Here is an 11,600-nt window from a genome sequence, read left to right on the forward strand (position 1 = left end):
TTGAAAAGTTTTTTGTGAAGTCCTTACGCATAGAACTACTATCATACTTATCCGACTGGCCCAAGAAACATTCAGAAAAAGATCAATTCATTTGGTTATCATCGTATCGGCCTACGGAAAATTTTTCAAGAATGAATGCGCACTTTATACACTTACGATTTTTTCTGCTGACTCGTCAATTTGAACGGCAATATGGTATAATTAATAACAATTTTCATTTAGGAGGCCATTTTCGTATGCGAGAGGATACAACGGTTTATGATATTACCATTATAGGCGGGGGACCGGTCGGCTTATTCACCGCTTTTTACGGAGGAATGAGACAGGCAAGCGTCAAAATTATCGAAAGCCTGCCTCAACTCGGCGGACAGCTTAGCGCCCTATACCCTGAAAAGTATATATATGATGTAGCGGGGTTCCCGAAAATCCGCGCACAAGAACTTATCAATAACCTAAAAGAGCAAATGGCGAAATTCGACCAAACCATTTGTCTGGAGCAAGCGGTTGAATCTGTTGAAAAACAAGCGGACGGCGTGTTTAAGCTTGTGACAAATGAAGAAATCCACTACTCCAAAACAGTGATCATCACTGCAGGAAACGGCGCATTCAAACCGAGAAAGCTGGAACTTGAAAATGCAGAGCAGTATGAAGGCAAAAACCTTCACTACTTCGTTGACGATTTGCAAAAATTCGCCGGCAGACGGGTTGCGATCCTTGGCGGCGGAGATTCAGCGGTTGACTGGGCGCTTATGCTTGAGCCAATCGCAAAAGAAGTATCCATCATTCACCGCCGCGATAAGTTCCGCGCGCACGAGCACAGTGTGGAAAACCTTCATGCGTCGAAGGTTAATGTCCTGACACCATTCGTCCCTGCGGAGCTGATCGGGGAAGACAAAATTGAACAGCTAGTGCTTGAAGAAGTGAAAGGCGATCGCAAAGAGATTTTAGAAATTGATGACTTAATCGTCAACTACGGTTTCGTTTCATCTCTTGGACCGATTAAAAACTGGGGTCTGGACATCGAGAAAAATTCTATTGTCGTCAAATCAACAATGGAAACAAACATCGAAGGCTTCTTTGCCGCAGGTGACATTTGCACATACGAAGGAAAAGTCAACCTGATCGCAAGCGGCTTCGGCGAGGCGCCGACAGCAGTGAACAACGCCAAAGCTTACATGGATCCAAAAGCCCGTGTACAGCCTCTTCACTCAACAAGTCTTTTTGAAAACAAATAATAAAAAAAGGAGTTTGTGTCAGCGACACAGCTCCTTTTTTATTTGAAGATATTGATGTAATTCATCGCAGTTCCAATAACCAGCGCAATCACAAGGGCTGCGACGATCCAGATCATTGCCATGATAATGCGATCTTGGATCTTTTGCGACTTCGGTGTTTTTCCTTCATTTTGAGTCATCTGATTCGCTCCTTTCACACGTTCATGTCATAAAGAAAGCCTGGTGCTGAACGACCAAGCTTTGCTGAACGTATATGATTCGCGTTTTGATCCGCTCCCTAAGACCATTCGTTAAAACTATCATACCCAAACTCACTGTGCATGACAAGCATCGGCGCTTGCCCACACCTGTAAGCAAATAAAAACGTTTGACATCCTAAATAAAACAGAGTACATTATACAAGGCGAACATTTCATTTATTATTCTTTTAAATATTCGTTTTTAGGAGTGAAAAACATGGAAAACGTATTTGATTACGAAGATATTCAGCTAATTCCTGCAAAATGCATTGTGAACAGCCGTTCAGAATGCGATACATCCGTACGTTTAGGCGGACGCACATTTAAATTGCCCGTCGTTCCTGCCAATATGCAGACGATTATAGATGAAAAGCTAGCCATTCAATTAGCCGAAAATGGCTACTTTTATGTGATGCACCGATTTGAGCCTGAAACACGAATTGATTTTATGAAAGATATGAACGCACGCGGATTATTCTCTTCTATCAGCGTGGGCGTCAAAGATGAGGAGTATGAATTTGTCCGCCAGCTGGCAGAAGAAAACCTGACTCCCGATTACGTGACAATTGACATTGCGCACGGTCATTCAAATGCCGTTATCGAAATGATCCAGCATCTCAAAAAACATTTGCCGGACAGCTTTGTCATTGCCGGCAATGTCGGAACGCCGGAAGCGGTCAGAGAGCTTGAAAATGCGGGAGCGGATGCCACTAAGGTCGGCATCGGTCCGGGAAAAGTATGTATTACGAAAATCAAAACCGGCTTCGGCACAGGTGGCTGGCAGTTAGCGGCGCTGCGCTGGTGCGCCAAAGCAGCCAGCAAACCGATTATCGCAGATGGCGGCATCCGCACACATGGCGATATCGCAAAATCAATCAGATTCGGCGCAACGATGGTCATGATCGGTTCACTATTTGCCGGACATGAAGAATCACCAGGCCAAACGATCGAAAAAGACGGAGAGCTCTACAAAGAGTACTTCGGCTCAGCCTCTGAATTCCAAAAAGGCGAAAAGAAAAATGTAGAAGGCAAAAAAATGCACGTGGCGCATAAAGGCTCTATCAAGGATACACTGATTGAAATGGAACAGGATCTGCAATCTTCTATTTCTTATGCAGGTGGAACGAAGCTTGACGCGATCCGCAATGTGGATTATGTGATTGTGAAGAATTCGATTTTTAATGGGGATAAGTATTAATATATGAAAAGCACCCGGATGTGGGTGCTTTTTCACATTCAGATAATATTTACCTTTAGTAATCACAATCATCGTCTCTGCATTCTTTTTTTCTTATCGCATCTATGGTATGTCCTTCGATTTTGTCATTTGCCTTATCGTAAATACCGTCAAATTTATTAGATGTATCTTTGTTGTAATAGCCAAATACCAATATTCCACCCATTTGATCTATTTCGTATTTATCTTTAAATGTAACGTTATGTATTCCTTCATAATTTGCTTTGATAAATTTCTCCATTCGTTCTTGAGCAATCTTTACCTCTTCTGGCTGTTCATTTTTATCATTAATATTCTTCATTATAAAACCAACTGCTATATTAATTATCATTAGGATAAAAATGTATTTTTTCATAGGATCACCCTTCATACATTAATTTTTAATTTATATCCGGGCATTCACTCGGCGGTGCAGAGACCGAATACAATGCGGTAAATGAAGTACACATGTAGCACGCAGACTAGAAAAATGTCCCATGATATTAGAGGAAATATACGGTGACATACAAAAATAGACGCCATCTAGGCGTCTTAAGACTTTTCTTCCGCATCCACAGAGAAGCTTCCTATTTTGTCACTAACAGGATCATATAAGCCATCAAACTCTTTAGTTTTATCGCCATTAAGATATCCCTCAACGGTAATTCCACCAGTTGGATCAATAAAATAATCATCGTAATAAGAAATTTTCTCTATACCGTTGTATTCACTATGAAGGTATTCACTCATTTTACTATTAGCTTTTTCAAAAAGAGCATTTTCTTCCTTTTTCACCACATAGTGCTTCATAAGCATTCCTCCAACGGCTATAATTAACAAAGGTAAAATAATAAGGTATTTTTTCAAAAAAAGAGCATCCTTTCCCTACATTATTTTATATGACATGAAAGGTGCTGCATATCTTGAGCAAGAACTGAAACATATTATAGGATGACCAAAGTGCTTATAACTATGATTATCTCAAAAGAAACTAAAGAACAACGGCGCCGAATCATTCTTGCACTGTCTGTGCTTGATTTCTGAGCAACAGAAAATGCTTTCCGATATACTGGACGAGCCTAAGTATCACTAAGAACAAATTAGCTGTTGAGGCTTACGTGAGGCTGGCACTATAGGGGTCTTTGGGGGAAGAAAAACCAAACGGTTAGAACTCAAAAGAATTGAGAAAACCCTAAATGTATTAAATAATTAATAGATGACATCATTATCAGCTATAGAAGACTATGTGCAAATGATGTTTGAAAGGTGACAAAATGAGACGCCTTAATTGGCGTCTAGTATTCACACTCTTTCTCCTGACATTCCTGCTTCTCTTCCGCATCCACCGACGAAACTCCTATTTCGTCATTAGTTTCATCATAAAGTCCAAAGAATTCTTTTTCCTTATTACCATTCAAGTACCCTTTTACAGAAATACCGCCCATAGGATTTATTTTGTACTCATTATAGTATGTAATTTGATTTATATTGTTGTAATTGGCTTTTATATAGCTTTCCATTTTATCTTTCGCTTGGTTAAAAAGTTCTTGTTCTGCTTTATCTTTATCGTGTTGGTACTTCATGTAAATACCTCCTAATGCTATAATTACTGCAGAGATTAGGATAATTATGTTTTTTTTCACAAACTCATCCTTTCTTATATTAATTTTACATCAACTTTGAGGTGTTGTACATGTCTGAAAACATTAATGTGCCAAAAATCAGTGATCGAGATTACTTTTATATAAGCCAAATATCTTATGATTATGAAACCATTAAAAATCATTTAAAAACACAAAAACCATTAAAATTAAAATCTTCTTCCCGGTGGTATGTTGACCAAATAAAATCAGACGATGACACAGGACTTGACGCGGTTGTATTAGTACAAGCAGAACAGAAAAACGGCAAATGGGTTAAATCAAATCATCCAGAAAATGTTGTCGTATCCTTTGCAGGAACCGATCTCGGAAAAGACCCGATCAATGATGGTGTAAAAGCTGACGGCGGCAACATTGTTTTTGGAAGCGACCCCAAAAAAGAAGCTCATTATATCGTTAAAAAGGACGCGAAAGACACGTCTAAAACACTCGGAAAATACAACGCAACACCTTCTCAAGACGCGCTGCTTACAACCGGAGACTATAAACTCATTACGAAAACATCGCAAATCGACCAAGCAGATCAGCTCGTTAAGGAAGTTAAAAGAAAGTATAACGGAACATCGACGATTGTTTCAACAACCGGTCATTCGCTTGGGGGCGCAGAAGCCGAATACAGTGCGGTAAATAATGATATTTATGCGGTCGCGTTTAACAGCCCTTCTGTTCTCAAACTACATACTGATAACAAGCAAAAAGAAATAAACGATGGCTTGTACGACCCTTACTTGAGGTCTATCATCAACCCGGACGATATGGTCGGAGCCGGCTACTGGAACGAGTATGACCGCCACAATGGGACCACAATTTACACAAAAAATCCCGCTCTATCGAATTTCAACCGCAAACAAAGACTTAGCGGGCGATGGGGTGACCAAATCGCTAAGAACCTTGCCTACTTTATAGACACAGTTATTGTTCGCGATCCAGATACACACGGTCTAAATGAGGCCAACTTTACGTTTGATGAAAACGGAAATATCACGAACGTAAACGGTGATGAGCTTGTATACGATAAAAATATGAATGCTATGCTGCCGGCTGGCGCGATCGGCGGCGGGGATGCCATTAAAGTCACTCCCAAAAGTGCGAAAAAACTGGCCGAAAAAGTTGACGCGATGGTCGAGGATCTGAGAACGATGAAAAAAGAAGCACAAAATGCTTATCAAGAGCACGATGAAAAAGTTGCTGAACTAAAAACGGAATTTTACGGTCAAGTTGGGCATGGCTTTTATGATCAGCTTAATGCACAGGATGTAACCAATACGTTAGAGGACATAGCCCAATCTTACGATAAAGGACCGATATTTTACGATACACAGGCAGAACAATCCTACATAGACTCATTGCAGGCAGCGATTACAGACCTGGAGGAGATAGGCGGCTTCTTGAATAAAATCGCCGATGACTTTGAGGAAAAAGATCAAATGCTTGCCAATTGGCTTAGATTATAGGAGTGACAAAGCAATGCCAACATTAGATAACCTTTTAGAACATAAAGATGATCCAATGCGAAAACAGCTGCAGCGTCAAATGTTAAAAGCAGGTATGACGCAAGTGGCAAATACTAAGTTAGAGACGGTTCGTAAAAATCTTAAACCAAAGTTCGAGATGAATTCGCTGCAGGAAGAATTAAACGACGTGTATTCAGCCCTTTTATACAGCTTCGAGGGAAAAGCGCAAAAAGCACTTGCTCAGCGTATCAGTGAAAGTGCCCAGCTGATCGTTAACGCGGAAAACGACGGAGAAACTTTTGTTAGTAGCTTTAAAACGAGATAAAGACGTAAAATCGAGCATCTTTATTTATTTTAGAACAAAAAACGCCCCACTTCACAGTAAGGGGCGTTCCACTTTTTTAGCACTCTTCAGGCTTACCAGCATTCGTCGCTGTTCTAAACGAAGAACCGCAGCCGCATGAGGCGATGGCATTTGGGTTGTCGATGGTGAAACCGCCGCCAAGCATGGATTGTTTAAAATCAATGATGGTGCCGTTCATGATATCAAGGCTGTCCTTGTCAACGAGAACAGTGATGCCATGTTCCTCAAATACACTGTCTTTTTCACCTTTTTCATGTTCAAAGCCCATACCGTATGAAAGGCCGCTGCAGCCGCCGCCTTTTACGCCTACTCGTAAAAGCGCGTTTTCTTCTTCATGCTCTTTCATCATATCTTTTATATGCAAAGCAGCTGCTTCTGTAATTGTTACCGGGTTGCTCATCATTATGAACCTCCTTTTAAAAACCGGATGTTGTCTTTTATTATAAACATGATTCGTTCAATTCTCAAACGAGGTGTTTTACAAAAAATAGACACCCTCGCAAACGGTCTCAGCCGGCCCTCTCATCATCACATGGCCGTTGTCTTTCCAGTTAATCACCAAATCTCCGCCTGCTAAATGCACCGTGATGTCCTGATTTCGTTTTGATACACCGTTTAACACAGATGCAACCGCAGCTGCACATGCTCCTGTCCCGCATGCCTGAGTAATACCTGATCCCCGTTCCCAGACGCGGAAATGCAACTCATGATCATTCACGGTTTCGACGAATTCCACATTGACGCCTTCCGGAAATCTCGGATCTTTTTCAATCACCGGTCCTAGTGTCGTCAGAGGTGCCTGTTCAATGTCAGCGATCGGAAAAACGATATGGGGATTTCCCATTGAAACGGCAGTGCCTGTTAGTTCAACTTCACCAAATGCCATCGTTTCATTGATCGTGTGCTCTTCCCCGCCGTCAAGCATCGGAAGCTCCGCTTTTGTCAGGCGCGGTTCGCCCATATCGACAGTAACCACATTCACTTTCCCATTTTCAACTTGAACCTCCGCTCTCACAAGCCCGGAGAGGGTTTCAATCAGAAAAGATGTTTCCTCAACCAGCTTATGCTCATACGCGTATTTTGCGACGCAACGCAAACCATTGCCGCAATTTTTCCCTTCAGACCCGTCATTATTAAAAATCCGCATTTTAACAGGCGCTTGATCTGAAGGGCATATCAGGATCATTCCGTCGGAACCGATCCCTGTATAAACAGAAGAAACCTGAATTGCAATCTCAGACAGTTTTTCTTCCGGGAGCTGCTCTTCAAATTGATTCACATAGATATAGCTGTTACCCAGACCGTGCATTTTGGTAAATCGAAATGAATTCATAGGTGCCTCCAACTTTTTTTCTTTTTCTTAGTATAAAAGCTATTATAAACGGACACAATATAATTATCCCCCGTTTTTCATACATAAAAGCTCCTTGCAAATCGCAAGGAGCTTTTATCGTTTATATAAACATGCCGGCAATGGCTGCGCTGAGCAGATTGGCTAATGTTCCCGCAAGAACAGCCTTCAGGCCGAGGCGCGCGATATCCGAACGGCGGCTAGGCGCTAAACCGCCAAGCGTACCAAGCATAATCGCAATTGATGAAAAATTGGCGAATCCGCATAACGCGAAGCTGATAATCGTAGCGGTTTTCTTAGAAAACTCACCGATGTGCGGACCGAAGTTAGAATAAGCGACAAACTCATTCAGCACCAATTTCTGGCCGATATAACTTCCTGCCTGCAACGCTTCATGCCAAGGAACGCCAATTAAAAAGGCGATTGGAGAAAACACATAGCCGAGAATGGATTCTAATGTGACACCTTTTAAGCCGAACAAGCCGAATACTCCGCCAAGAACACCGTTTACTACGGCGATTAATGCAACGAACGCAAGCAGCATCGCTCCGACGTTTAAGGCAATTTGCAGTCCGGTTGACGCTCCCTTTGCAGCTGCGTCAATGACATTGGCTGCGCCTTCTCCTTCATCCATTTTGAAATCGCTTTTTACGGTTTGCGGCTTTTCTGTTTCGGGTATAATCAATTTACCAAAGACAAGGCCAGCCGGAGCAGCCATAAAGCTGGCCGCAAGCAAGTATTCAATCGGGATACCGAGAAGCGCGTATCCAAACAAGGTTGAACCCGCAACAGCCGATAGACCGCTCGTCATAATCGTGAACAATTCAGAGCGCGTCAGACCGGCAATCAGGGGCCTGATCACTAATGGAGATTCGGATTGTCCCACAAAAATATTAGCAGAAGCCGCAAGAGATTCCGTTTTGCTTGTCCCAAGAAGCTTCGACAATCCGCCCCCGATGACACGGAAAACGAGCTGCATGATTTTCAAGTGATATAAAACGGCAATCAGTGCTGAGAAGAAAATGATAACGGGCAGTACACTTAAGGCAAATGCCGGACTGTCGCCGACTTTTAGAAGCGGTCCAAAAATAAAGCTGATGCCTTCATTCGCATAATCAATCAGAAGCTGTACACGGCTTGAAAACCATAAAAAAACAGCGCGTCCCGCTTCCCATTTTAACACGATGTATCCAAACGCCACCTGTATGCATAAACCAACGATGACGGTTCTTATTTTAATATTGCTTTTCTTTTCTGAAAATAAAAACGCGATAGCAATGATCGCAACTGCGCCCAGCAGTCCCCAGAGAACACTCATGAATACACCTACACCTCTTAACATTTATTTAAAACAAATCTTTTATACGATAACAATAATCGTTTTTGATGTCTACACATTTTTTTAGTTCTTTTGGACGACAAAATAAAAAGGGCCTGTCCAGGCCCTTTTCTTCAAAACATTGGGTTTTCTTCAATAAATGTATATATATTCTCAACAAGCTCAGCAGGCGTTTCACCCATGACGACTTCTCCGTTTACAAGAGCGAAAAGCGACTCCATGCATTTCCCGCAGTAGCTTAAGCAGCCGTATTCGAGGACATCCAGGTTTGGATCTTTCTCCAAAATCGCCCGGGCTTCCTGAGAGCCGTGAGCCAGATTGCTGACACAAAATTCAATCATTGGATTCATGCGGTTTCACCTCACATATGTCCATTATCGCGAATTTTTCACCATTCGTCAAAGACAATAGATTCTTCAAAATTTATTATCGCAACATATCATTTCCAGAATAACGTTTTACTAATTTGCGCTTTCAGGCTAATTTGTAGGTTATTTTCAAACTATTATTGTGATTTTAGATCAAATTCGATATAATTCTAGATGTTATTTTACATAGTTCGTATTTTCTTCAATGTGTCTATCATACTCTTCGGATTAAAGGGGAATTCAAATGAAAAAATTGGTCTTGATCGGCGGAGGTTACGGGAATATGCGTGTTCTTCATCGCTTATTGCCAAACCAGCTGCCTGATGATGTTTTAATCACGTTAATTGACAGAAATCCTTATCACTGCTTGAAAACAGAATATTATGCCCTTGCCGCAGGCACAATTTCTGACCATCATATCAGAGTGTCATTCCCAGAGCACCCTCGCCTGGATGTCCAATACGGAGATATCTCATCAATTGATATTGCACAAAAACAAGTGCTGTTCCATGATCGTGAACCGATTTCTTACGATGACGCCGTGATCGGGCTCGGCTGTGAGGATAAATATCACAACGTGCCGGGAGCGCCTGAATTCACCTATAGCATTCAAACCATCGACCAGTCCCGAGAAACTTATCAAAAGCTGAATAACCTGAGCGCTAATGCCACTGTCGCCATTGTCGGCGCGGGCTTAAGCGGCGTTGAGCTTGCAAGTGAATTGAGGGAAAGCCGTGACGACCTGAACATTATTTTGTTTGACCGCGGCGATCTCATTTTATCAAGCTTTCCCGAGCGTTTGAGCAAATATGTGCAAAAATGGTTCGAAGAGCACGGTGTCCGCATTATTAACAGGGCAAATATCACCAAAGTAGAAGAAGGCGTTGTGTATAACCACGATGATCCGATTTCTGCGGACGCCATCGTATGGACCGCTGGCATACAGCCGAACAAAGTCGTCAGGAATTTAGATGTGGAGAAGGATGCACAAGGGCGTATCGTATTAACGCCGCATCACAATCTTCCCGGTGATGAACATTTGTACGTTGTCGGTGATTGCGCCAGCCTTCCTCATGCACCGAGCGCTCAGCTTGCAGAGGCTCAAGCAGAGCAGATTGTCCAAATCTTGCAAAAACGCTGGAATGGAGAAGCCCTTCCAGAGTCAATGCCGCAGTTTAAGCTGAAAGGCGTTCTTGGCTCACTTGGAAAAAAATCCGGCTTCGGCCTTGTTGCTGACCGTCCGCTGATCGGCCGTGTTCCGCGCATGCTGAAATCCGGCTTGCTGTGGATGTATAAACACCATAACGGTTAATGATAGAGAAGAACCGCTGATCTTGTCAGCGGTTTTAATGATTACAGACGGCTGAAACGGTTTTAGTTTTAGCCGGTTTCATCTTTTCAGCGTGTTTGAAAACCCTTGAAGTCTAGGAAAGGCGAGCATTGGAGCGGACTTTCACAGGATGTGATGACGGCGGTTAAATGTTTAGGCAGGACGCCTAAGCATTTAACCGCCGTTCCTTTCATAACACGTGAGCACCAACGCACAAGCTTGACAACGAATACGAGGGTTTGTCCACACGCTGGAACCGCTGATCTTGTCAGCGGTTTTCTGTATACCCATACTTCTCCATTTCCTTATAGACGTCTTTTAATGTCGGATTGCCTTCACCGACAATTTTGTCTTCTACGAGAACAAGAGGATAAAAATACTCATCATTTCTGATTTTTTCCGCAAGCTCTTTCTCTTGTTTATTGTCAGGCGGCTCATAAATATCGATATATTGCATCGCAAAAGGCTGATTTGGATATTTTCTTTTCAGCGCAGCCTCAAGCCACTCGTACGTATCTTTGGCTGTCGGCATATTGACACAGCTTGCACAAATGGTTTCTGCGCCGTAGACGCTGAGCATGACTGGTTTTGTCACTGATAAACGCCCCCTTCTCCCTGTAGTCCTTTCTTTTCAGTATACAGAGCCAAAAGACGTTTTGATAGAAAAAAACCGTTTTTGTGTTCAAGTCTGAATGTGCTATAATAGGGAAAGCAACTTTTCAAACTAAACAATAGATTTTTATTGTTACACTGAATATAATGGTTTTATGATGACGAAAGGAGCGAATGTCATGACTGAAGTTGAAATGAAAGAACAGGTGCAGGAAGTACTGGACAAACTTCGTCCGTTTTTACTTCGTGACGGCGGTGACTGTGAGCTTGTAGACATAGATGAAGGTATCGTTAAGCTTCGTCTTCTAGGCGCATGCGGCAGCTGTCCAAGTTCAACAATTACGCTGAAAGCCGGAATTGAACGCGCTCTTCTTGAAGAAGTGCCGGGTGTCGTTGAAGTAGAACAAGTCTTTTAATAAAGCAGCCAGGCT

General features: G+C 42.4%; 15 protein-coding genes. 6 read left to right on the forward strand and 9 right to left on the reverse strand.

Annotation, left to right across the window (positions count from 1 at the left end):
• Positions 1–236 precede the first annotated feature (236 nt).
• Entirely contained in the window at positions 237–1,235 is a 999-nt protein-coding gene (gene yumC, locus ABZM97_RS16595; protein WP_087993309.1) for a ferredoxin--NADP reductase 2, read from the forward strand.
• 38 nt (positions 1,236–1,273) lie between these two features.
• Here yumC and ABZM97_RS16600 read toward each other — a convergent pair whose 3' ends face one another.
• The gene (locus ABZM97_RS16600; protein WP_087993310.1) at positions 1,274–1,414 is read right to left on the reverse strand and encodes a hypothetical protein; all 141 of its coding nucleotides are present in this window, start codon (positions 1,412–1,414) and stop codon (positions 1,274–1,276) included.
• A 277-nt stretch (positions 1,415–1,691) separates the two neighbouring features.
• On the opposite strand from ABZM97_RS16600, the gene guaC reads away from it, so the two are divergent.
• The gene (gene guaC, locus ABZM97_RS16605; protein ID WP_148963998.1) at positions 1,692–2,672 is read left to right on the forward strand and encodes a GMP reductase; all 981 of its coding nucleotides are present in this window, start codon (positions 1,692–1,694) and stop codon (positions 2,670–2,672) included.
• 55 nt (positions 2,673–2,727) lie between these two features.
• Here guaC and ABZM97_RS16610 read toward each other — a convergent pair whose 3' ends face one another.
• From ABZM97_RS16610 to ABZM97_RS16620, 3 genes are all read right to left on the reverse strand, one after another.
• Positions 2,728–3,066, reverse strand: a complete 339-nt coding sequence (locus ABZM97_RS16610) for a DUF1433 domain-containing protein (protein ID WP_253268545.1) — start codon at positions 3,064–3,066, stop codon at positions 2,728–2,730.
• 176 nt (positions 3,067–3,242) lie between these two features.
• Entirely contained in the window at positions 3,243–3,557 is a 315-nt protein-coding gene (locus tag ABZM97_RS16615; RefSeq protein ID WP_253268546.1) for a DUF1433 domain-containing protein, read from the reverse strand.
• Positions 3,558–3,985: 428 nt separating this feature from the next.
• Complete coding sequence (locus ABZM97_RS16620; RefSeq protein WP_087993312.1) at positions 3,986–4,273, reverse strand: DUF1433 domain-containing protein; 288 nt, start codon at positions 4,271–4,273, stop codon at positions 3,986–3,988.
• A 110-nt stretch (positions 4,274–4,383) separates the two neighbouring features.
• On the opposite strand from ABZM97_RS16620, the gene ABZM97_RS16625 reads away from it, so the two are divergent.
• Together ABZM97_RS16625 and ABZM97_RS16630 are read left to right on the forward strand one after the other, a co-directional pair.
• Entirely contained in the window at positions 4,384–5,805 is a 1,422-nt protein-coding gene (locus tag ABZM97_RS16625; protein ID WP_253268547.1) for a lipase, read from the forward strand.
• Positions 5,806–5,818: 13 nt separating this feature from the next.
• A complete protein-coding gene (locus tag ABZM97_RS16630) occupies positions 5,819–6,130 on the forward strand; it encodes a hypothetical protein (protein WP_087993314.1) in 312 nt (103 codons plus the stop codon).
• A gap of 76 nt (positions 6,131–6,206) precedes the next feature.
• Here the strand turns inward: ABZM97_RS16630 and ABZM97_RS16635 are convergent, their stop codons facing one another.
• The 4 genes from ABZM97_RS16635 to ABZM97_RS16650 form a co-directional block, all read right to left on the reverse strand.
• Entirely contained in the window at positions 6,207–6,569 is a 363-nt protein-coding gene (locus ABZM97_RS16635) for an iron-sulfur cluster assembly accessory protein (RefSeq protein ID WP_087993342.1), read from the reverse strand.
• A gap of 78 nt (positions 6,570–6,647) precedes the next feature.
• Positions 6,648–7,502 (reverse strand): diaminopimelate epimerase, encoded by an 855-nt coding sequence (gene dapF, locus ABZM97_RS16640; protein WP_367387001.1) that lies wholly within the window; start codon positions 7,500–7,502, stop codon positions 6,648–6,650.
• A gap of 121 nt (positions 7,503–7,623) precedes the next feature.
• On the reverse strand, positions 7,624–8,838 hold the full coding sequence (locus ABZM97_RS16645) for a NupC/NupG family nucleoside CNT transporter (protein WP_148964001.1): 1,215 nt from the start codon (positions 8,836–8,838) through the stop codon (positions 7,624–7,626).
• A gap of 134 nt (positions 8,839–8,972) precedes the next feature.
• Positions 8,973–9,209 (reverse strand): YuzB family protein, encoded by a 237-nt coding sequence (locus ABZM97_RS16650; protein WP_087993317.1) that lies wholly within the window; start codon positions 9,207–9,209, stop codon positions 8,973–8,975.
• Between the two features lie 262 nt (positions 9,210–9,471).
• Here ABZM97_RS16650 and ABZM97_RS16655 point away from each other — a divergent pair, with 262 nt between their 5' ends.
• Complete coding sequence (locus ABZM97_RS16655; RefSeq protein ID WP_087993318.1) at positions 9,472–10,539, forward strand: NAD(P)/FAD-dependent oxidoreductase; 1,068 nt, start codon at positions 9,472–9,474, stop codon at positions 10,537–10,539.
• A gap of 286 nt (positions 10,540–10,825) precedes the next feature.
• Here the strand turns inward: ABZM97_RS16655 and ABZM97_RS16660 are convergent, their stop codons facing one another.
• Positions 10,826–11,152, reverse strand: a complete 327-nt coding sequence (locus ABZM97_RS16660) for a YuzD family protein (RefSeq protein ID WP_087993319.1) — start codon at positions 11,150–11,152, stop codon at positions 10,826–10,828.
• 136 nt (positions 11,153–11,288) lie between these two features.
• Here ABZM97_RS16660 and ABZM97_RS16665 point away from each other — a divergent pair, with 136 nt between their 5' ends.
• Positions 11,289–11,585 carry a NifU family protein gene (locus ABZM97_RS16665; RefSeq protein ID WP_250621913.1) on the forward strand — a complete coding sequence of 99 codons (297 nt, stop codon included), beginning with the start codon at positions 11,289–11,291 and terminating at the stop codon, positions 11,583–11,585.
• Positions 11,586–11,600 lie beyond the last annotated feature (15 nt).

Origin of the sequence: Bacillus vallismortis (assembly GCF_040784915.1) — a bacterium.
Classification (GTDB): domain Bacteria; phylum Bacillota; class Bacilli; order Bacillales; family Bacillaceae; genus Bacillus; species Bacillus subtilis_G.